22 protein-coding genes are annotated in these 22,288 nt (G+C 40.0%); 18 read left to right on the plus strand and 4 right to left on the minus strand.

Annotation, left to right across the window (positions count from 1 at the left end; all coding sequences use genetic code 11):
- Window positions 1-45 precede the first annotated feature (45 nt).
- From AACQ75_RS02950 to AACQ75_RS02975, 6 genes are all read left to right on the plus strand, one after another.
- Window positions 46-1,449, plus strand: a complete 1,404-nt coding sequence (locus AACQ75_RS02950) for a tyrosine-type recombinase/integrase (protein WP_170889463.1) — start codon at window positions 46-48, stop codon at window positions 1,447-1,449.
- Complete coding sequence (locus AACQ75_RS02955) at window positions 1,449-3,794, plus strand: hypothetical protein (protein WP_170889464.1); 2,346 nt, start codon at window positions 1,449-1,451, stop codon at window positions 3,792-3,794. The genes AACQ75_RS02950 and AACQ75_RS02955 overlap by 1 nt, the downstream gene beginning before the upstream one ends.
- Before the next feature lie 14 nt (window positions 3,795-3,808).
- Entirely contained in the window at window positions 3,809-6,001 is a 2,193-nt protein-coding gene (locus tag AACQ75_RS02960) for a tyrosine-type recombinase/integrase (RefSeq protein ID WP_170889465.1), read from the plus strand.
- Complete coding sequence (locus tag AACQ75_RS02965) at window positions 6,001-6,504, plus strand: bacterioferritin comigratory protein (RefSeq protein ID WP_170889466.1); 504 nt, start codon at window positions 6,001-6,003, stop codon at window positions 6,502-6,504. Before AACQ75_RS02960 ends, AACQ75_RS02965 begins: the two co-directional genes overlap by 1 nt.
- Before the next feature lie 165 nt (window positions 6,505-6,669).
- The gene (gene bcp / locus AACQ75_RS02970) at window positions 6,670-7,134 is read left to right on the plus strand and encodes a thioredoxin-dependent thiol peroxidase (RefSeq protein ID WP_170889467.1); all 465 of its coding nucleotides are present in this window, start codon (window positions 6,670-6,672) and stop codon (window positions 7,132-7,134) included.
- 39 nt (window positions 7,135-7,173) lie between these two features.
- Window positions 7,174-7,827 (plus strand): recombinase family protein, encoded by a 654-nt coding sequence (locus AACQ75_RS02975; RefSeq protein ID WP_170889468.1) that lies wholly within the window; start codon window positions 7,174-7,176, stop codon window positions 7,825-7,827.
- A gap of 131 nt (window positions 7,828-7,958) precedes the next feature.
- Here the strand turns inward: AACQ75_RS02975 and AACQ75_RS02980 are convergent, their stop codons facing one another.
- Window positions 7,959-8,180: a hypothetical protein gene (locus AACQ75_RS02980; protein ID WP_249339395.1), complete on the minus strand. Its 222-nt coding sequence runs from the start codon at window positions 8,178-8,180 to the stop codon at window positions 7,959-7,961.
- A 57-nt stretch (window positions 8,181-8,237) separates the two neighbouring features.
- Complete coding sequence (locus AACQ75_RS02985; RefSeq protein WP_170889469.1) at window positions 8,238-8,390, minus strand: hypothetical protein; 153 nt, start codon at window positions 8,388-8,390, stop codon at window positions 8,238-8,240.
- Between the two features lie 303 nt (window positions 8,391-8,693).
- Here AACQ75_RS02985 and AACQ75_RS02990 point away from each other — a divergent pair, with 303 nt between their 5' ends.
- Window positions 8,694-8,885 carry a hypothetical protein gene (locus AACQ75_RS02990; protein WP_249339396.1) on the plus strand — a complete coding sequence of 64 codons (192 nt, stop codon included), beginning with the start codon at window positions 8,694-8,696 and terminating at the stop codon, window positions 8,883-8,885.
- Between the two features lie 450 nt (window positions 8,886-9,335).
- Here the strand turns inward: AACQ75_RS02990 and AACQ75_RS02995 are convergent, their stop codons facing one another.
- Window positions 9,336-9,653 carry a helix-turn-helix domain-containing protein gene (locus AACQ75_RS02995; RefSeq protein ID WP_017046120.1) on the minus strand — a complete coding sequence of 106 codons (318 nt, stop codon included), beginning with the start codon at window positions 9,651-9,653 and terminating at the stop codon, window positions 9,336-9,338.
- Window positions 9,654-9,754: 101 nt separating this feature from the next.
- On the opposite strand from AACQ75_RS02995, the gene AACQ75_RS03000 reads away from it, so the two are divergent.
- The 5 genes from AACQ75_RS03000 (at window position 9,755) to AACQ75_RS03020 (ending at window position 14,625) form a co-directional block, all read left to right on the plus strand.
- Window positions 9,755-10,297, plus strand: a complete 543-nt coding sequence (locus AACQ75_RS03000; protein WP_170889470.1) for a hypothetical protein — start codon at window positions 9,755-9,757, stop codon at window positions 10,295-10,297.
- Entirely contained in the window at window positions 10,282-11,664 is a 1,383-nt protein-coding gene (locus AACQ75_RS03005) for a DEAD/DEAH box helicase (RefSeq protein WP_017050965.1), read from the plus strand. Before AACQ75_RS03000 ends, AACQ75_RS03005 begins: the two co-directional genes overlap by 16 nt.
- A 196-nt stretch (window positions 11,665-11,860) precedes the next feature.
- A complete protein-coding gene (locus AACQ75_RS03010; protein WP_249339397.1) occupies window positions 11,861-12,811 on the plus strand; it encodes a hypothetical protein in 951 nt (316 codons plus the stop codon).
- 59 nt (window positions 12,812-12,870) lie between these two features.
- Window positions 12,871-14,048, plus strand: a protein-coding gene (locus AACQ75_RS03015) for an IS3-like element ISVch4 family transposase (protein WP_170889471.1) whose coding sequence is annotated in 2 segments (ribosomal slippage) — window positions 12,871-13,129 and window positions 13,129-14,048 — 1,179 coding nt in all. Because the reading frame shifts where the segments join, the coding sequence is not laid out codon by codon here.
- Between the two features lie 151 nt (window positions 14,049-14,199).
- Entirely contained in the window at window positions 14,200-14,625 is a 426-nt protein-coding gene (locus AACQ75_RS03020) for a hypothetical protein (protein ID WP_170889473.1), read from the plus strand.
- 345 nt (window positions 14,626-14,970) lie between these two features.
- On the opposite strand, the gene AACQ75_RS03025 is transcribed toward AACQ75_RS03020, so the two are convergent.
- Window positions 14,971-15,138 carry a hypothetical protein gene (locus AACQ75_RS03025; RefSeq protein WP_339605548.1) on the minus strand — a complete coding sequence of 56 codons (168 nt, stop codon included), beginning with the start codon at window positions 15,136-15,138 and terminating at the stop codon, window positions 14,971-14,973.
- A 481-nt stretch (window positions 15,139-15,619) separates the two neighbouring features.
- Between AACQ75_RS03025 and AACQ75_RS03030 the strand changes: the two genes are divergently transcribed.
- The 6 genes from AACQ75_RS03030 (at window position 15,620) to AACQ75_RS03055 (ending at window position 22,286) form a co-directional block, all read left to right on the plus strand.
- Window positions 15,620-17,269 (plus strand): VPA1262 family N-terminal domain-containing protein, encoded by a 1,650-nt coding sequence (locus AACQ75_RS03030; RefSeq protein ID WP_170889475.1) that lies wholly within the window; start codon window positions 15,620-15,622, stop codon window positions 17,267-17,269.
- Window positions 17,266-18,636 (plus strand): hypothetical protein, encoded by a 1,371-nt coding sequence (locus AACQ75_RS03035; protein WP_170889476.1) that lies wholly within the window; start codon window positions 17,266-17,268, stop codon window positions 18,634-18,636. The genes AACQ75_RS03030 and AACQ75_RS03035 overlap by 4 nt, the downstream gene beginning before the upstream one ends.
- A gap of 107 nt (window positions 18,637-18,743) precedes the next feature.
- Window positions 18,744-19,921, plus strand: a protein-coding gene (locus AACQ75_RS03040) for an IS3-like element ISVch4 family transposase (protein ID WP_170889471.1) whose coding sequence is annotated in 2 segments (ribosomal slippage) — window positions 18,744-19,002 and window positions 19,002-19,921 — 1,179 coding nt in all. Because the reading frame shifts where the segments join, the coding sequence is not laid out codon by codon here.
- Window positions 19,922-20,099: 178 nt separating this feature from the next.
- Window positions 20,100-21,467: a hypothetical protein gene (locus tag AACQ75_RS03045; protein ID WP_170889477.1), complete on the plus strand. Its 1,368-nt coding sequence runs from the start codon at window positions 20,100-20,102 to the stop codon at window positions 21,465-21,467.
- On the plus strand, window positions 21,464-21,823 hold the full coding sequence (locus AACQ75_RS03050) for a hypothetical protein (protein ID WP_170889478.1): 360 nt from the start codon (window positions 21,464-21,466) through the stop codon (window positions 21,821-21,823). The genes AACQ75_RS03045 and AACQ75_RS03050 overlap by 4 nt, the downstream gene beginning before the upstream one ends.
- On the plus strand, window positions 21,816-22,286 hold the full coding sequence (locus AACQ75_RS03055) for a c-type cytochrome (protein ID WP_170889479.1): 471 nt from the start codon (window positions 21,816-21,818) through the stop codon (window positions 22,284-22,286). The genes AACQ75_RS03050 and AACQ75_RS03055 overlap by 8 nt, the downstream gene beginning before the upstream one ends.
- Window positions 22,287-22,288 lie beyond the last annotated feature (2 nt).

A 22,288-nucleotide genomic window follows, 5' to 3' on the forward strand; every position in this document is an offset into this window, starting at 1 on the left:
ACAAATCTATCTTTGATATGTGGGTAACATATCGAGGATTGTTCTGTGATAGAAACGCATGAAGAAAAATGTTCCGATGTTTATGATGACTACCGACTCCTTTCCGTCGAGGTCGATACATTAGCAAAGCTAAGAATTTCTGCGAATATCAATACTAAATCTGGAGAGGTGACGCACTCTCCCTACCTTTCCCCTTCCAATCTGGAATCACGCCTAAAGAAAACCGATATCATAATTGCTCCTGATGGGACTATTGTTTATCCACAATCGTTATACCTAGTGTCTAAATTGCGTGGTGAAGAGGCAGTCAAAGACACTGGCTCAATCGCGAAAGGCTTGCTAGCTTTCACTCGTTATCTAGGTTCCACTCACTACTCTCAAGTTGATGAAGATGGTCATGAAATACCACCTGAATACCTAACCTATAAAACGTTGTCCAAGTATGAAGAAGAAGGGGCACCTTGGCGATTTGCTGAGTTTCTGCTTGCAAACTGCAATAATATTGAAGGTGCTAATGGCGATGAAGCTTTTAGTTTATCTACCGCTAGAAGTTATATGAGTGCCGTGATTGGATTCTATAAATGGATGCAAAAATACGGCTACATCAAAAATAACGATCAGAATGTTGTTACTCACTACACAACTGGAACTGTGCATCATGAGTTAAACCAACACGATATGTTGGCTCACACAAAATCAGGCTCTGAACGTACTTATGAAACCTCCAATATCATGAGGATGTTTCCTAAAAAAGAAAACACACCCGCCCATAAAAAGCTCAAGCCCATGCACCCTGAGCACAAAGCTTTATTTAATGAACATGTAACGTCACTCCCAAAGTCAACAGCATTAATCTTTCGGCTATGCGCCGATGCGGGGCTTAGAATTGACGAAGCCATTCACTTCCCCGCTCACGACATAGGAAAGGCTGACTACAGTGATTTAGATGTAGTACCAATCAAAATTACTCGCACAAAAGGCAGTAAGGAACGAACCGTAGAAATTCCCATTGAGCTGTACGAAGAGCTAGAGATATATAAAGAAAGTCACGCACGACTAAAAAACCGAAACAAACGCAATGAGCTTGTTCAGTCAGGTGTGATTTTAGATGCCATAGATTACCTATTTACTTCAAATAAAGGGACGCCTTACTCGGTCAATACGTTAGAAACGCACTTTTCAAACCTTCGAAAACAGATACGCGAAGTGGATTCTTCTTGGTATTACCGTATTCATGATTTACGTTCTACCTTTGCCACTCATTGGCTTTGGAAGGAGTCAAAAGAGCGTGATGTTGGCTATGACTATCTTATGGATGAATTGGCTCTATTAATGGGGCATGAAAGCACGTCAACCACTGAAAAATACATTAAGTACATGAATAAGCTGGACGACCAGGTCAGCATGGCCAAGGCCAAAAACCGCAAAATAAACGGAGGTTGGTCGTAATGGCGAAAAGTAAAATCGCAAGACAGTCCGAAGCCATTAAGCATGTGCGCAACAATCAAAATGTCATTCCTTTGAATCTGACGATCCCTTATAAAGATGGAAAATTAAATAAACCAAAGCAGTTCGACGTTTCTCATTTACTGCACTTAGGGTGTAACAAAGAAAATGAAAAAGTAAACAGCCGAACCGTATTTATCAGGCGCTTTTGCGAGAAAGCCAACCAATATGTCAGTAATGGTAACTCAGCACCTACCATCGTAGCACTCTACGCAAATTTACGCGCCTATCTTGCTTTTTGTGATGCGGTAAATGTTGACCCATTTACGGGAAATGGGTACTTAAAGTTTGCAGGCAACGATGGCGAATTACGACATCGTATCAAGATATTTAACCCTTCCAAACGCCTATGGGAATACAATCATGGTGATGAATTAGGCATTAAAGAATCGACTGTTCCAACAATGCTTTCAGCTCTGCGTAATGCGCTCGATTGGTGTGGCGTGCCCGCTTCCTCTTGGGCTGTACTTCATAGGGGGTTTACAGGAGAAAAAACGCCAATTAAGGGATATTCAGAGGAAGAAGAAGAGCTTCTCGTGACACGTTTGAGCAATTTATTCTTCGCTCTCGCACCACAACTTATTGCAGCGAAAGAAAACAACACACCTTTGCCTGAAACACTTCCTATTATTATTGCCCTTGGTGAGCATGAGGAAGTGATTCAAATCCCGACATCGTTGGAATCGCGAAATACAAGTCACAGTAAAGTTGGCACTGCTGTTAATAGTGGCGCAGCCTTTAATCTCACAATAGTTGCTGCCTATCATCTGTTGTGCTTTTTCACTTCACTCAATGACAGCAGCATTCGAGATATTGCCCACCCAATTAAGGTTCATACAGAAGAGCGAGATAAGAGCCTACAAGTGGTAAAGGTCTCGAGCCATAAGCCTAGAGCGAACAAAGCAGTCGATGCCCTATTGGTGGGTGAGCGATTTGACGTTGATAAGCGTGGTGGGGTGAAGTTTATTAAGTTACTAGAGCGACTGTCCAAATTGTACGGAAATGGTGAAGATGGCTCTGAGTTACTTTTTACTCTCAATAATCACGCTGAGGTGAGTAATACCTTTCATTTGATTGAGCTAAATAAACAGCTGGTTAACCAACTACACCTGTTATCTCCGTATCGGGCTGGCAGTCTACCTTGGTTTAAAGAGCTGTTTTACGCCTACCGAAACCAACAAACCATCACGTTAAAGAAAGTCGTTAATCATCTGGGGCGCACTGTTGTTCATAAAGAACTAAAGGCAATAAGCAAAACCAAAGCAGGGCAAGGGGCGACCAATAGCGTCTATTGTATTTTATCTTGCTATACCGACTTACCGCTTAAAGGGGTTTTACTTCCGCTCACATACTCCGAAAAAGACAGCAATGGCAATGTTACCGTTTCTTTTAACTATAGAAATGGCATCGGCGGCTTCTTTAAAGTCCCCGCTTCTGATTTAGCTGTAATCAAAGAGATTGAGCAATACGCGAATGAAAAAGCAAACAAGCAGCCCAAGAAATATGAGCGACTGCTTTTAGCAAAAAATAGAAGTGTCACCCCTAAAGATTGGGAGGGCATCAGCCCTATTTCAGCACAGCTAATGCAGACTTGGTCTGTTGAACCAAACCATTACTACCTCTCTCTTCAATCGAGTCGCTGGCGAGAAATGACCAGTAACCAAGCCTATGCTGAAGGTGGAATTCAAGCGGCTCAAAGCTTACTCCAAAACGCGAAGGAAACGTTAGACAGAAGCTATCTGAACGGGCTTTCATCACTGAATAAGGTCATCATCTCTCAGGGTGTGGAGGTCATAGAAAACCTCGATGATGATACGAGCTTAGAGCAAGCAAAAGACATAGTAGCGAAAAGGCGTGGTATTCCGATGTTGTCACACGATGAGGCGAAGAAAAAGCGCGAAGAAGGCAATATTAAAACTAACCCCAACGGGCTAACTTGTAATGGGCAGCAAGTCATTAGTGATGGTAAAAACACACAACGTGAAACGAACTATGCGCTAGGCATCAACTTACCTTGTGCCGAATTTGACATGTGTCACAAGTGCCAATCGGCCAAAGCGGTAGATGACGTTGAGGCTATTTATAAGCTCATGTCATACATCGATGTTCTTAAGGAAATCCTTGATATGTACCCTGATTCGAAAGGGGATATTCATGAAAAAATTGAACAGTATGAGTATACGCTAGATGGGGCGAGTGACGATGTATTCGATGAGGCTATGAAGCGGTTTAATACCCAAGGTCGTCACCCAAGAGTTTCCATCGACCACGCGCTTTTATCCCTATAGTTACAGAGGCTCAAATGATAAAACTCACTGACCTAGAACATCAAAATAAGCTTCTTAAAGCACAAGAACATGTTGGCGCTCATGCAAATTACCTAATGGATGTATTAAAGCCAGCTATTGAGCGTGGCGATTGGGATGAACTCGAAAGCCTTGATCTAGGCTTTACTGTTACGGGTGAATCATTAGGCAAAATTGGCAATGATGACGCTTGGAGAAAGCTACAGCCTTATTTTGAGCCAAAAGCAAAGCGAAACATAACCATAGATTTTACACTCGATGGCAAAGTCATTGAGCGTAGCCTAAAAAACCAGCTTAAAACCCTCTTACTTAAAATGATGTGGCTATCACCTCATAACCATTCGTTTGAAATTCTTTGGTATGCATTATATGACCTAAAAAAAGTCATCGCTCCACTGTTAAATGAAGGGTTTAATACGCTGTCTGCTTTGGACTTTGACCGACTCGAAACGTGGGCTCTAACCGGCTTTACCGATATCGATTTTGAAAGAGAGACAATTTACAACGGGTTAAATCGCCTTTACAAAGAGGCGAGAGGTTTACCGTTTGAGGTTAGCTTAACCAAAAAGCTTAACGCCTCTGATTTTGGTTTAGTAATTAAAGAAGCGCAGCAGTATACCGTCATCCCTCAAAGGCTCTACTATCAGGGTCTTCAAAAGTCGGAAGAACTGATTGGTGAAGCTTATGCTCTTCGTGATGAACTAGAGCAACTGGCAGAATACATCGCCACCTACTTTGATAAGGTGTATGAAGGATATGCAAAGTATCTGGTCAGTGATGAAGCTCGATCTAAAAACGGTAAGATTCAATGGTATTTAGGTAAACAGAAATCAAGTAAAAAGCGCACCCTTGCTTTTCAAGACGCCTTTGCCGCCCTTCATTCTCCAAATGAAAAAGAGACACTGGCTCTCATACGCCTTCATAAACCAGAAATAAAGAACGACTACATTGATAAGTTCCACACCGAACGTAAGCTAACGATTGGACAGTGGACAATCACCAATCTAATAGAGTCTCAATCACTTTTTAAAACGCTTAATGGTGGTTGCCTATGGGGGTTAATGGCTCGAACAGGAATGAGAGCCGATGAGATGTATGCCCTAAACACCGCTCAGGGCTGCACAACTGAAACAATAGACCGCCAGAAGATACACGTTATCCACGCCAACCTATCAAAGACAGCCAAAGGCTCCCAATCAAAGCAAGATGAGTTTGTCACAACCGAAATCGGCATGAAAGCGTATGAGGTCCTTCAAGCACTGCACACGCCACTCAGAAAGCGACACCCTAGCTCACAGTCGTTTTTCCATAAAATAAAACAGGATTTCAGTGGAATAAGCAAAAAGCATCTAGGAACACATTCTCAAGCTTGGTTTGAAGATGCGATGGGTGAAGAGCTTGCGCTTACCAATGAAGACGTTGTTGACCTAAAAACATCGGACCCCAACTTATCGTTTGAAGTGGGTAAGAATTATGCGTTTACAGGGCATCAACTTCGCCGCTCTTTTGCTTACTACCTGATTGGATACGAGCTTTGCAGTTTTCCGCAACTCAAACAGCAGTTTAGTCATGTCTCTATGGCAATGACGCGGCACTACGCTAAAAACGCCAGTAAATTCCAAAAAATCCGACAAAAGAAAAAGACGCTAGCACACGAAATTGATGAGGAAAGAATCGATCAGAAAGCCCGCATCTACTTGAATATCTATCAGAAACTGGCAAACAAGGAGCGAGTTGCCGGAGGAAAAGGCAAAGAGTTTGCTAAGAACATGATGAAAACAAACCGAAATTTATTCAAGGATAAAGTAGATAACGAGATGTTATCTCTGAACTATTGGAAAAAGCAAATTCGAACTCAAAACCGACACATTCATGCGGTTGCGCCAGGGATATACTGTACTTCGACGACCTGTGGTTTAAGAACGCTCGTTAACCTAATGGAATGTGTAGACTGTAAGAATGATTACATCGTTGATGCCGTATTTGCTGAAGCAAAACGTAAAGAAGCCGAAATTCACATGCTTTATGATATTGAAAACAACGAGCTCACTCCTCAAACCGCCTCTGAATCTTACATAAAAGTTCAAGCTGCTGAACGCATTATGGATGATTTAGGTATCGACTATGAGCCTATCATTTTTCCTGATGACGTTAAGAACTTACTTATCCCATACGGAGTGATTTCATAATGTCACAGATAACCAAAAATAAGCTAATCAAAGCATTGGAAAGACTGTTGGATGGTGATGTAGCGAAGTTGACATCGAGAGAGCTGCGCAATAAAGCGCGAAAGGGCAAGCTCAAAATCAACAATAGCAATGTTGAAAAAGAAGCGGGCCTTTCCGCTGGCGCACTCAGAAGGCATAACGACGTCGTTTTAATGATAAAAAATAAATCATTAGAAGTACAAGTTGCTCAGGATGAAACCTCTGACTCCCCTATTGAAGTACTTCAAAAAGAAATAAAGGCACTCAAAGGAGAAAGAGCACAGACAAATAAGAAGAAAAAAGAGTATTACGACGAAGCTCAAAGCCATAAAGAGGCGTTAGCTGTTCAAGCAGCCACGCATATTAAGGTCATTCAAGAACTAATGGAGATGTTACATGAAAGTCAGCGAGAAAAAGCGATGGATAAAATCGTATCGTCTCGTTTAGACAATGTTATTGCACCCCAATTTAGAAAACCAAAGTAGCGTTTAGCGCTACAACTAAAAAAGTCCTGTTTAGTGTAATCACTAGACAGGGCACTAAATCAACGATAAAAACGTACACTCTAACGCAATAAAAATGCACTAAAAAGGACGTAGCGAATAACGCTACGCCACATACCATTAATTGAGAAAGTAAGGACAAAACCAATGGCAATCGAAGCTGGACAAATCGCACCAGATTTTACCCTAAATGACCAAAACAATAACCCAGTGACGCTATCTGAGTTTCAGGGAAAAAAGGTACTGCTCTATTTCTACCCACGCGCTTCAACACCAGGCTGCACAGTTCAGGCTAAAGGGTTACGAGATACTAAAGCTGAGTTAGATGCCCACAATGTTGTTGTTCTTGGTATCAGCCCAGACACACCGCAAAAATTAACTAACTTTATCAACAAACAAGAGCTTAACTTCACTTTGCTAGCCGATGAAGACCACACAGTTTGTGAAAAGTACAATGTTTGGCAACTCAAGAAATTTATGGGCCGCGAAAATATGGGCGTTGTAAGAACAAGCTTCCTGATTGATGAGTCTGGCAAACTTGAGCATGTGTTTAACAAGTTTAAGACCAAAGATCACCATGAAGTTGTATTGGACTACCTAAACAACAAATAACCGTCCATGAACAATTAACTCTTCAACTTGGGGGCAGGCATGATTGGCTACATTCGAGTATCAGATTCACAAAGAGCCGATGGTGAATCACAAAGAGAAGCTATCAAAGCGTACGCTGCTAAACGTGGCATACAAATAACGGATTGGATAGAAGAGCACGTGTCTGCCACCAAGACAGAGTTAAGTGAGCGGAAGTTATTTTCTCTCATCACCTCTCAACAAAGTATCATTGTATCGGATATCACTCGGTTGGGTCGCCATAAAGTTATGGAGCTAGTAGGTGCCATTGGTCAAATAGCCTCATATGGTGAACTACATTTAGTATACAACGACACCATCATAAGCTCAGAGAACGTTGATAATGCTGAAATCATTTTTACAGTTATTGGGCAGTCTTTTGCCAGCGCTGTAGAAGCCCAGAAGCGCTCTGAGCGAGCTAAAACTGGTCACGCTAAACGTAAGGCCAAAGGGCTAGCATCTGGCCGTCAGAGGGGACAGAAGGTGAAATCAAGGCTTGATGAGCATACAGCGTTTATATTGAACCTTCTCGACACCAAGACCACCAAAGCTGAAATTCTTAAACAACTAAACGAACGTGGTGTATCGATTTCTAGAAGTAGATTTTACTCTTGGTTGGAAGCTAGGGGACTGCATAACAAGAAAGCTGAGTTTCAGGTGGACATGTTCTCATAGCAAGCCTAGTTTGTCTGACGTCCCTCAATTTTCACTAAACACGTTTTTGCCCATCTTTTATTCAGGCCGGTTCGGCTCAACCGATGATGGTATACATAAGCTGCTAGACACCGCATGAATTAACTCGAACCCTAAGATAACGTTATATCCCCACGGCGAACTAGCATGCAAAAACGTGCGTAGTCATGACTATAAACGAATACTCTATGAGGAACGCTAGCTCCGCTCATAAATGAATCGAATGCTGAAAGAGTAGCTTTCGGTAACGATGATAGGGCAACAACTTTCCAGGGAACGTCTGGCAGTTCGAATTCTTCTAATGTCGGCAATAAGTTTAAGTATGGGTCAGTCATGCATTTTATCCCCGCTTATAGTGTTAGATTAATCAGTAGTACTTAAGTTTGTTTGGTTTAGGTTCTAGATGATTTCAATTCAATGGATTCTCGCCACTGCCGCGATTCCTTAACACTACGCTCAAGGTGATCGTCACTTTTAAGATGCAAACCGTTTCGTCGGTTACGAGCGGCACGGTACAAGATAGCTCTGCGTTGTTTCTCGGCCATAAAACCTCCCATCCACCCAATTTGCCAGTGTAGTGGATAATTGATTTCGGCCTGCCGATTAGATGTTTTGCTATACCGAAGGTAATCCGTAAAGTGCTAACTTAGCAAAGTTACTGACACTGATTTGTCCTGAAGTTTGTTAAAGGTCACAATATATCAGTTGTCACAATATATCAGTCGAATCTCATACTTACTGATATTCAAAAGTCACTACCCTAATGGTATGAATACAAAGACCTTACTTCTAGCCCAATCCATCGAGCAAAACTCGATAGTGACAAATGTTTAGTCGAGCTTCTTGATATGATGAGTCAAGCTTTGATGCGAACCGATTCCGCAGAAATCGATTGGCATTTAATGAACGACTTGGTGGACGATGACATACCTTTAATAATTGTATTGACCGATGCAGGCCTATCGATCAACTTTAATGAACTTGTACTGAGAGAGGCGGTGAAGTACGTAATAGCTTTTGGTCGTGAGTTACCGCATTAACACCACCTTTGCACATACGATTCCACGCTTTTTTGCCCCATAATTAGCGACGCCTTGTAGAAATCGGCTTGGTAGTCACGGGCTTTTTCTAAAATGATTTTAATGGACACGCGCAAAGGTTGAGACCTGACTCTCATCACTTACGGCAGAGTAACCTATTCGGCTAAGTGATACGTGAAGCCGAAAATAGAGGAGAATTAGAGGCCACCATAACTATTTTAACCAGTTAGGTTAATACTCTTTATATATTATGCTTGATAATCAAGCTCAGGAAAGAGTGTTGCTTCATCTATACCGCAGTACTTCAACTCCTGCATAATTGTTTGCTTACATTCTTTCTGAACAATGAAAGACCTAGAGTGGCGATCAAAAAATCATTTGTATTTACATATGATTGTCCAAATATCAATTTTCCCGTATGGCTGCGTGGTCAAGCAGAATATTAAGCGCTCATATAGTGTTTAAGTGCTTACTTATTTCTAAGGCTAGCTGTACCTTTTCATCTTTACTCATTTTTGAGATCAAGCAAACGAGCTCAGCTGAAATATCATCCTCACAGAAAAAATAACTTAGTGGTACCCCAAGCTCATCAGCAATCAGCTTAAGCGTGTGGACGTCAGGTGTGTGTTTTCCCTTTTCGTATTGATTCATCCTAGGACTAGCTGAACTTTCATCCATACCTATGCGAACTCCCAACATTTTTTGTGAGAGCTTGGCTTTTTTACGCGCTTCTTTGAGGCGTATTGGGATTGGGTTGTCGAACGACACTTAGGATTCATATCTCTAGGCTCAATGTAACTAAGATTTTCTTAGTTTTACTGATTTATGTATACTAAGCAATCCTTAGTTTTATGGTTTTAGAATAGTCAATGAATCGTTCTCAAAAAATGAATGCGTTTATGCATCAACTGTTGATTGAAAAACAGATGGATAATTTTTCGGTTGTGGAAATTCGGGATGCATTGCTGTTGCTTGAAGGTGTTGATCCCGATCCTGAAGAAGCACGTAAATTCATTTATCGTCAAATTTTAGTGCTTGAGAAAAAAGGCTGGCTGAGTTGTGAAGGGATCGGAAGGCAAAAAAAGTATTTCCAAACCGAACTCTTTCGAGGACTCGATATAATCAGCCGAGAAAGCTCATCGCCTAAGGTTCGGATTTCCCAACCGTCGACTTCAACCATGGATGGATACTCGGTCTTGATGACAGAGCGTGGTGAACATCAGGGTGAGTTGGAAATTATTCTCGGTGAAATAGAAGAATATCAGTCGTTGAGTCAACGTTTTCCTGAATTGAGTACTCAAATCACACCACTGCTTAAGATAGCGAGAGAACGTTCTGCATTATTATTGGGTAAAATCAATGTATTAACCAATGTACTAACGTCGTTATCAGAGGGATGCGCTCGATGTTAAGAGATTGGCAAAGAGACTGTGCAATGAGAGCGTTAACAAAGTATCAAGGCGAACAGTCTCATTTTTTCTGTCAAGCAACCCCAGGGGCCGGTAAAACTATCCTCGCCGCCGAAATTGCTAAACGCTTATTGGCGAGCAACTTAATTGACTTAGTGTTGTGCTTCTCCCCTACGCTCAGTGTGGCCGACAGTATAAAAAGAACCTTCTCCAAGACATTACATTGTACGTTCAATGGAGGCTTAGGCTCCATTGGGCAATCACTGACCTATCAATCCATTCAATTTTTAAATGATGAATTTTGGCGGATCCTGACTAAATACCGAGTGTTTGTCGTATTTGATGAAATCCATCATTGCTCAGGATCTGAAATGGAAGGCGCGAATGCATGGGGGCAGCAAATACTCTCCAAAGTTCAAGGACTCGCCACTTATACGTTAGCGCTATCTGGAACGCCATGGCGCTCGGATTCCTTACCGATTGTGATGGCGGAATACAGTGACCCTGATGGCCAACTGCTCGTCGATTATCAATACAGCTTGAAACAGGCGATTGAAGACAGAGTGTGCCGTTCACCAAAAATTGTTTTGGTGGATAACGAACATCTCACCATTACTGGTAGCAAAGAGGTTCAATCGTTTTCTTCTATATTAGAGTTACTGAAACAGACAAAAACGTCATACCAGAGCATCATCCATAATGATGAAGCGATGGAATATCTCCTTGGTTTGGGGTGTAACAAACTGGCGAGTATTCGTCTGGAATCGCCCAATGCCGGAGGGTTGGTTGTGGCGGCGTCGGTACAACATGCAAAGAAAATCCAAAAAATATTAGTGACTCAGTTTCATCAATCGGCTGCGATTGTTACCTATCGTCATGATGAGCCGCTGTCTCAAATTAAGGCTTACCGTCATGGTAATACCGAGTGGATTGTCAGTGTCGGTATGATTAGTGAGGGGACAGATATCCCAAGATTGCAAGTTTGTTGCCATATCAGCTCAGTGAAAACCGAATTGTACTTTAGGCAAGTACTTGGCCGTATTTTGAGAGTGAACGATGAGCCGAACCAAGAGGCTTGGCTGTTCACTTTTGCAGAGCAAAGCCTTATTGAATATTCCGAACGCATTGAGCAAGATATACCCGAAACCTGTTTGTTTGCGAAAATGGGTCAAAATGAAGCTTTCCACATCGACGGTTCGAATATCCGCCCACTGCAATCGGCCACTTCTGAACAGGATGACATAATCGTCCCCACTCTGGATTGGAACTCTTCAATTAAAAATGGAACGTCAGTTGATGGCTCAAATGAGCCCTTTGATGAGTTACATTTAGGGCGCTTTAAGCAGCGAGTGATATCCGCGTTTGTGTAGTTTTTGACCGATAATGGGGGTGGAGTTTCTACTTTGTTTGGTCTGCAATGAATTATGTATAAAAGTATTATATATCAGTCGGTTACTTAGCTAAAACTTAAATTTTAATTGTGCAATAAGATGCTGGGCAAGTTTTTGCCTGTGATTTTTTTGGGTTATCATAGGCAATCCTAAATAATGATGGTACATCATCCCTATGTTTGACGAACAGCGTTCTTATTGTTGTCCATTTTGGAAAGACCCTGAAACCTGCAATTGCGCATCCTGCTATAACCAAAGAGAATGGGATAGAAGTAGTGCCGCACTTAATGTTGCTGAAGCTAACAATTTCAGATCATCGGGAGCTGCAATTCCAAGTATGCAACCAATGCTTGAACCTGAACTGCCTAAAATGACGATGAAAGAAAGGCTAGAAGCACAAAGTAGGCAAAACCTTGCACAGCGTGAAAAGAATTGGAAATATGTACAAGCCAATAAAGAGCGTTACGCCGCGCAACGAGCGGATCAATTAGCTCGACAAGCTCAAGCTGCTTATGATCTTACAGAGAAAGAATGGAATAAAGACCTAAAGGAAGATTTAAAAGCCTATTTAGAGAAACGACATACACAGGTTTGTATTTTCACTGTCGATGATGCAGCTAAATGCGCGATAAACATTTGGCAGCAAAAAAATACAGATGGTGAAACTATTGGCACTGAAACATTGAAATTGTTAGAAGAGATTCATTCTAAATTTGATATCGGTGTTGGCCTTGTTGCTGCTACAAAAGTAACAAAAGCTCTGGGTGGTTTAGGGGTGACCGTCAAACAATACTTAGATGTTAAAGGCAAGGAAAAAATCATCATATCCAGCCTTTGGAATGATAAAAAAATGCACTATGCAGTTGTTAATGGTTTAAATATAAAGAAAAACCATCCATATCCAATATCTAATCCAACGGTAAAGCAATTAGGTGTTTTAGCAAAAGATACTGTGAATGGCTTTAAAAAAGGAGCGGTGTTAAGCATGATTATCTCCGCCGGAATAAACACAAACGAATTAATATTTAATGATGATTATCATTTAGTTGATTGGTTTGGGCATGTTGGCAGTGATTTTTTCAAAGCTATGACCGTTCTTTCTACTAGTGCTTATGTAGTGGCATAGTGAATTTGGTCACTTAGTTAGAGGTGATATCATCACCTCATAAGTTAACAGGTGACATTATGACAAAACGTACAAGACGACTATTTAGCGCAGAATTTAAGTTAGAAGCAGCGCAGCTAGTCTTAGACCAAAATTACTCAGTGACGGAAGCAGCCCAAGCCATGAATGTGGGCAAGTCCACGATGGATAAATGGGTTCGCCAGCTTAGAGAAGAACGCCAAGGGAAAACACCGAAAGCTTCACCTATGACCCCTGAGCAAATAGAAATTCGGGAATTGAAAAAGAAGCTGGCTCGCCTTGAAGAGCATAATGAAATACTAAAAAAAGCCACGGCTCTCTTGATGTCGGACTCACTGAACAATTCTTGATAATCAAGAAACTCAAGCAGAGCCACAGCGTAAAAATATTATGCGAAATCTTCAATGTTCATCGAAGCAGTTATAACTATTGGCTTAAACGCCCAGCGTTAATTAATGCGGAAACAATAAAACTGCGCAGCTTGATTAGCGAGGCTCACGCCGCAAGCAATGGCTCTGCGGGAGCGAGAACCATTGCAGATATAGTCACAAATCAGGGTGTAAAGCTGAGCCGATACCGAGCAACAAAGCTAATGAGAACTCTTGGTTTAGTGAGCTGCCAAGAACCAAAGCATCGTTACAGAAAGGCTTCACAAGAACATATTGACGTTCCAAATCACTTAAGTCGTCAATTTGCTGTTACGGCTCCAAATGAAGTCTGGGCTGGCGATGTTACGTATATTTGGACAGGTAATCGGTGGATGTATTTAGCGGTCGTTATCGATCTTTTTGCCCGCAAAGTGATCGGTTGGTCAATGTCTCTATCACCTGATTCTAAGCTAACAGGCAAAGCTCTTTCGATGGCTTATGAGTCTCGTGGTAAGCCTAAAGGTGTTATGTTCCATAGCGATCAAGGCAGTCATTATACTAGCCGTAAATACCGTCAATTGCTGTGGCGTTTTCAAATAAAACAGAGTTTATCTCGCCGAGGAAACTGTTGGGATAATGCGCCGATAGAGCGCTTCTTTAGAAGTCTGAAGACGGAATGGGTGCCAACTGTGGGTTATCGTAGCTTCGCTGAGGCTCAACAAGAGATCACCCGCTACATTATCGGGTATTACTGCCAACTCAGGCCACATCAGTATAACGGTGGTCTAACTCCCAATGAATCAGAACGATTATATTGGGAAAACTCTAAAACCGTGGCCAATTTTAGTTGACCACTACATTATGTGGTTAGCTTAACTGTAGGTTTGGGTATTGCTCTACCGATATTAGCAGGTGTTGTACTGTGGGTTGGTGTTGATTGGGCAATAAATGAAATTTGGGAATCATTTAAAATTGAAGATGCTATCGTTGAAGGATTGAAAAATGCCACAAGTAGCTAATAAACTTATATATTCATACGGTGCATTAGTGAGTTTAATTGGTTTGCCCTTTGCACTTTACTTGAGTTTAGAAGACATTTTTAATGTTTATAAACTTAGTAGTAAAACCATAGAGTTAAGCTATTTTTTTGCTATTTCCCCCATCCTATTTTGGATTCTAAGTATTGTTATCGTAGGCACGTATTCATTATTTTTTAAGACAAGAATGAAGCTTTCACGGCACATGAGAAAGGTGATAGGCGTATACATGCCTATCATTGCTGTTTCACTTTCTTTAGCTATGGGTATTTTCCTAAAGCCGCTAATGACCGAACACTTGGTAACTAATGGGTATACATTGGAAAAAACTATTTCGGCTTCAGTACCATGGCGTTCTGACATTGATGTTTATACACGAAACGGCCAGTAATTGAGCTAAAAGTACTAAAGCATCAATTGCATTTGTAGGAGGACAGTATGGTTTGTTATAAGTCCTTAAAAGTGTCACCTACCTTAATAGTTAATATCTAAGATTACGTGGGTGAACTGAAAGAAAGCATAGTTCTTATAGGAGCAGTGTTTTTTTCTGATTGGGATCAAATAGGACAATGTTGGTAAGCTCATTTCTGCCCCAAGACGTGTTTAGAATACAAGAAACCGTTATAAGAATAATTTGTGCAACAAGCTGTTGCACAAACTTTAGTGCCTAATTTTGCAAGAGTGTCGCTTGCAAACATGCCAATGGTAAAGTAGGAGCCAATACTCACCCCGTCATTTAAAATCCAACTCTTAGTTGAGGATATTTACCCACAAGGAAAGAATCGTTCAAGTAGTAATACCGCCAAAAGATAGAAAATGGATACTCTACATTAAGCATTGCTTCAAATGTTTCTTCTGGTTTAATGTTTTCACGCCATTGTCCCAATGCGTTTATCTGACGCATTTTTGCCCCATTCTTCGTTAGAGTAGAAAGTCGTTTATACCTTGTTCATCTGTGTTGCCATACCAAAAGTTATCTTAGGGGGGCTTTGGAAGACTAGTGCTGAGGTCTGTTTCTGGGCGAGCGCAGCCTTACGCTTAAAGATAGCCTAAAGTTCTTTAGCTACCAGTCGTACATTCACCCTGACCTATGGTGAAAGATTCAGACCAGCCTTTATCACTGCATTGAGTTTGATGTGGTTTGTGAGTTGAATGAAGCCCTAGTCAATCAAGAAACCGCTTAAAAACGAAAACAGCCTGTAAACGATTCTAAGCTCGCATAAATGTGAAAGCCCTAGCAGTTATCATCTGCTAGGGCTTTTTCTTGAATATGAAGGATTTAACCGGGTTTTAAACACAATTTCGGCTAACAAGCCTTTAATCTGATTGCATATGTGTGAAACAATCATAATCCGTATGCAATTTTCTTAGATATGCGAGATAAAATGTTCGACAGTTCATCAACTAACGAGCTAGCAAAGCTTTTGAAACAAGGAGTTTTAGGTAACTATAATTGCTTGGAAGTTACAGAAGTTTTTGCTATCACTCACAAAGGTGCTTCCCCCATAAACCTTTATACAATTCTAGTTGCAGAGGATCGAAAAGAACCAACCTTTAACACCCCTTCATATATAGGTGTTCGAAAGGAACTAAAGCTGCCTACACTAAAAGGCTGGTCCATCGGAATAAAGCGTTATTTACTTCCCATTGAGCAAGCTGAAAGTGTAGTTGAGGGAGTGTTAACATCAAGGTGCTGGGATAGCTGTGGGGATTCAGTACCTACCGAAGAGTATAGTTATTCACCAGCAACGTTTGTTACGGCTGATTCATTTGAAGCAATTCCTTTTAACTCAATAATAAAAAATAACTTCAACAGTGGCTCTTACTTGATTGAACTAAAAAATGAATCAAAAGACGCACTAATTCCCTTAGTTAGCAACCCTGTATTAATACAGACGTTATCTGAGAAAATTCAAAAATTTATCCCTATTAAAATTGCAACATTGTCGGACAAATTAGGGAATATCATCATTCAGATACCCGTCACAAGCATTCAGGGCAATGTTCAGGGATTACAAGGCAGCGAAGATATAAAGGTAAGCCTTTTTTGGCATGACAATATTGCGCCTAGAGCTTTGACTATTGTAGCGGAGCAAAAAGGCCGTGATAAAACGATAGATAGCTACTTTATCGATAACAAAAATGAAAAGAACTCAGAAAGTATCATACCTTTCAAACACGAAACTCCTCACAAAGTAACTGTCTGGGACTCAGAATATAATGTAATTCTACTTGCCACTCATTGGTCATCATTTATTCGCTCAACAATGTTTGATATGAGAATGGCTAATAACTATCCGAGGGTAATCCCCCAAAAAGACAGTATCAAACCTATCGAAATCCCTGTTCATACAACTAACAAAAACTTGGTTGGTGAGAAAACAAAAAAATCGAAATGGTTAGATCGGAGGCTTTATCAAGCGGAGCAAAAAGAATTACTACGAAGAAAAGAATTTGTCCAATATAACCCCAAAGGTATAAACAAGTTACAAGAACAACATCGAGCATTACAAGATATTCGATTCCTGATTAATAGCTATGGTTCAGAAGGTGTCTGGTTGTGGGACCCTTACTTAGATGAATGGGATATTATTAATACTTTATTCTTTAACCAGTGCTCAAATGCCCCTATGAGAGCTATATCATCGGTAAAAGAGTCCTCCGATTCTCCCAAATGCCCAATTTGTAGCACCGATGTGTGTACACAAAAGAAAGAGCAACAAAGCAAGTCTAAAGTCATGCATCAGTTTTTTAATGAACTACCAAAAGAAACTATAAGTAGTATTAATTTGCAAGTACGAACACCGTATGCTGAGTTTGGTTGGCGATTCCATGATAGGTTTATAATTTTTCCAAACCACGAGCATGGCCCTGTAGCTTGGTCCCTAGGCACATCGGTAAATAGCTTAGGCAAAGAACATCATATTCTCCAAAAAGTAAGCGATGGGCAAATGATTGCCGATGCGTTTGAAGAGCTCTGGTTGTCCCTAGAGGCCGAAGAGTGTTTTATTTGGAGCAGCACGGATAAATTATGATTGAATACGACAATTATCTAAGTGATGTTTTAATTGCTGAAAGTAACGATACTTACGACTTATACGATAAATTCAATGCAGCAGAGTGTCCCTTAGGTTTAAGAGAGCTATGCAGAGGTCGGCATCAACATAAAGTCAGAACTCAAGCATCTAATGACTTCATTAAGTGGTTGACAGATTCTGTTTTGAACTATGAAAATCGAGCCAAAAACAAGCTAGAATCATATTTTTTCCTAATTGAAAAAATATCTAGCCCTATGTGTTTTTGGCGAAACATACTATGCACCTCCAAACAGATTGCACCTCTGATTCAAGATTCAGTGAACATCATTCAGTCACTAAAAAGTGATATTCAAGAACCATTTATCTCCGATTACCATAGAAAAAAACTAATTTTGGAGTTCCAGAGTTTAGGTAACTGTGGTGATTGGGCCAAAGTGCATGAAAAGACATTTCACAGTGCCCCTTATTTCAAACATTCCATCAACTACCTTCTTTCTAACGCACTTGCTATTCTTTATGTTCATTCAAAGGAAAAGCTTATAGAGTGTTTGGAAGATAAAAAAGATATACCTTTGATTTGGGGGCTTATGTCACATGCAGGTGTTGATGTAACACTTGATATAGCCCATTCAACCGAGTCCCATTCATTACTATTTTGCTGTTACGCATCACTTCTCTCTCAACACAAAGAGCAATCTTTTTCTCAAGATCAAGATTGTAGTTTTACCTCTCTACTAGAGAAAACCGCAAGCTCAGAATTTTTCTCTCATGTTTTGAATATTGTGGCCAGATACCCATCCAGATATCCCAACATTCAAGATTTACTTGGCTCAGCACTAGCAAAGAGCAAGAACTCTGATGCCATCACTCAATACTTAGGTTCTATAGGCTTACGCAGTATTGAATTCAACGACCCATGCAGAAAAATCGTTGCGAAATGCCTCACAGCATTTGCCAACGACGCAAGTATTGAGCATCAGAGGGTTGCGTGGAAAGCTGCATACCACATTTGGTTTGATTGGAAGTTTGACATATCAAACAAAGACGATGTTTACTTATTTGAAACAAAAGCATCTGCTTTAGATTATGCTATCGTTCGCTACTTTCTAGACTGCTGCTCCACTGAGGATAGAAAGAAGTTCGTTGATGAGAGACTTGAGGGATTAAATATAATTTCAGAAGCATGGTATGAATCCCAAACAGATTTAAAAAGTCACTGGAACTTAGAACTGTCTCTGTTACAACCCGTTTTTCAAGCCAATGAAATAATCAGAAGTCCATCTCAGCCTTATTTGATGGTAGATCGGTTCTATTCACTAGAAACAATCCAAAACAATCAATACATACAGGCTTACATTAGCTAACCAACGTTAATCCGCTCTAAAGGTCACACTCCATATGTAGTGGCATAGTGAATTTGGTCACTTAGTTAGAGGTGATATCATCACCTCATAAGTTAACAGGTGACATTATGACAAAACGTACAAGACGACTATTTAGCGCAGAATTTAAGTTAGAAGCAGCGCAGCTAGTCTTAGACCAAAATTACTCAGTGACGGAAGCAGCCCAAGCCATGAATGTGGGCAAGTCCACGATGGATAAATGGGTTCGCCAGCTTAGAGAAGAACGCCAAGGGAAAACACCGAAAGCTTCACCTATGACCCCTGAGCAAATAGAAATTCGGGAATTGAAAAAGAAGCTGGCTCGCCTTGAAGAGCATAATGAAATACTAAAAAAAGCCACGGCTCTCTTGATGTCGGACTCACTGAACAATTCTTGATAATCAAGAAACTCAAGCAGAGCCACAGCGTAAAAATATTATGCGAAATCTTCAATGTTCATCGAAGCAGTTATAACTATTGGCTTAAACGCCCAGCGTTAATTAATGCGGAAACAATAAAACTGCGCAGCTTGATTAGCGAGGCTCACGCCGCAAGCAATGGCTCTGCGGGAGCGAGAACCATTGCAGATATAGTCACAAATCAGGGTGTAAAGCTGAGCCGATACCGAGCAACAAAGCTAATGAGAACTCTTGGTTTAGTGAGCTGCCAAGAACCAAAGCATCGTTACAGAAAGGCTTCACAAGAACATATTGACGTTCCAAATCACTTAAGTCGTCAATTTGCTGTTACGGCTCCAAATGAAGTCTGGGCTGGCGATGTTACGTATATTTGGACAGGTAATCGGTGGATGTATTTAGCGGTCGTTATCGATCTTTTTGCCCGCAAAGTGATCGGTTGGTCAATGTCTCTATCACCTGATTCTAAGCTAACAGGCAAAGCTCTTTCGATGGCTTATGAGTCTCGTGGTAAGCCTAAAGGTGTTATGTTCCATAGCGATCAAGGCAGTCATTATACTAGCCGTAAATACCGTCAATTGCTGTGGCGTTTTCAAATAAAACAGAGTTTATCTCGCCGAGGAAACTGTTGGGATAATGCGCCGATAGAGCGCTTCTTTAGAAGTCTGAAGACGGAATGGGTGCCAACTGTGGGTTATCGTAGCTTCGCTGAGGCTCAACAAGAGATCACCCGCTACATTATCGGGTATTACTGCCAACTCAGGCCACATCAGTATAACGGTGGTCTAACTCCCAATGAATCAGAACGATTATATTGGGAAAACTCTAAAACCGTGGCCAATTTTAGTTGACCACTACAAATTGGCAGGGACTTCTCACTTACGTAGCTAAAGTTTGTTAATTGATGTTTTTTTGCAATCTCATAGTTGCATTTTTGTTAGTTATCGATATCATTAAGCTTAATGCCAATAATAGTGATAATTATTTTTATTACATGACTAATGAGCCTAAGCTTTTCTAGGAGGAAAAGTGCAAGTAAAGTCTGTCAACCAAATTATTAAAGTAACAATTATAACAATAGTATTGTCCTTCTATTCAATGACCACAAGCGCCCAAAGTAAAGACAACCTATACATGTTTGGAAAGATACTTTGTAATGAACTATTCTTAGCTGAGCGAAACTTGTCAGATATTATTCAAGAAGATCTATTTAGTTTTCCTGATTACGAAATCATGCATTCAGAACATAAAAGAGCAGTGGAAGTACGATCAAAAAATGAAGTAATTAATTTCTCTTTTGGAAGAAACGGATGTATAGCTAGAAATCCGCTTAGGCCTGACCATCTTTCTGCAACTATTCAAAATCTAATTGAAGATGAGTTTTATGAAGATGACCCATCAGCACTAAAGAATATGCGTCTTATCTACGTAAAACACAAAGGAAAAATAATTGGATTAAAAAAATCAGAGAAACTTAGTTATGATTCTCTTTACGCAGGGTATGCTTTTTCAGATGCGTTAATAAATATTCTTTTGGGTTCTATGATAAAAGATAATTATGTAGATATAAACAGGAATAATTTGTTTGACGAATGGTCTAGAGATGAAAGAAATGAAATTACCATTGAAAATCTCGCAAGAATGACATCTGGATTAGAGTGGAATGAAGCACTTCAAAGTGATGATTTTGATGTTTTCAAGATGATAGCCAACGAAAATGGGGCTCATGATTATTGTGTAAATAAAGGCTTAGCAAATCCGTTTAAAAGCCAAAATAACTTAGAGACGACAAAAAAATTCTCATCAATATTGGGAACCCAAGACTCTAATTCAAAATCATGGAAAACAGAGCCTGGAGAGTCATGGAACTATTCATCATGTGATAAGCAACTCTTAACTCAATATTTAGTAGAAACGCTACGTTCAAACAACAAAGATCTACTTGGTTATCTAAACACTAAGCTTAACAAGCTAGGGGTTTCGAGTGTTCACATCGACAAAGACAGCCAAGGAAACTATTTAATTTCTAACTTTACTTATATGACAGTACGAGACTGGTTGAACTTTGCCGATGGAATTAGAAATCTAAGTCAAGGAAATACTCAAGATATAATTGATAAGAGATGGTGGAAAGAAAGCACTAAACCGACTCAAGTACTCAGGGGAGCGATACCTAGATCAATTGGCTTTTCACTCAATGGCAACGATAGATACAGTAAGTTGCACCTTGGTGATCAAATGCCAAAAGATACAATATACGTAGCATCTGTACATTCCCAGTATATTATTTATTCAAAGCAATTAGATTTACTAGTGGTAATCCTAGGAGGGACAGACACTAAATCCAAGTTTACCCATAGATATTTTCTAGATAGATTGATGGATGTTATAAAATGAAAAAATTAATATTACTATTAACCGTGGTTTTTAGTGTTTCTCCTGCGTACTCTAGTGAGAATAAAATTGCTAGTATAATTTCCATATATGTTCACCCTGACAAGTATGATTATTTTTTAAATAGAATTTCCGATGCAAAAAAAAGAAATAGCGAGTATGGAATTGTAGAAAGTTACTGGTTTATCCCTGAAAGAGAAAATAAGAAACAACCATTTAAGCATATGATTTTATGGGAAAATGAGAAGTTCCTTAAAAGTTACATTTCTAAATATAAAGGACATAGAACGCAAGGCAATGACTACAGGTATCGAGAATCTATTTTTGAAGTATACGAATATATAAAAAACAATGATTAAAGAGCTAGGTATTATTGCATTGGCTTACAGTTGCGATGTATGTCATCAATCACAATCATATATACCTAACCTTGACTCACAGTCTCCTGCATATATTGAAAGAAGATTGCATCATTTTAAAATAAATGAAACTGAGTCTATTATGGGTAGAATAACACAAGGACTCAATGAGGAAGAAATAAAGCTATTGTCCGTGTTCTTTGGGGATAGGTCGTCTTCAGTAATACATAAAAAAAGATATGAAAATACATATGGCAAGGAAATATATGAAATAAAATGCAAGAGTTGTCATAATGGGAGTGAAAATAGCATAAATATACAAATTCAAGGAAGGGGTTATCTTGTAAGAACTATTACGAACTTTATATACGAAGACAGATATATGCCTGATGCTATGAGAATAAATTTGCTTTCTCTATCTGAAGATGAATTGAGTTTATTATTAGACTATCTATCAAAATGAAT

Origin of the sequence: Vibrio sp. B1-2, assembly GCF_963888445.1 — a bacterium.
GTDB classification, from domain to species: Bacteria; Pseudomonadota; Gammaproteobacteria; order Enterobacterales; family Vibrionaceae; genus Vibrio; species Vibrio anguillarum.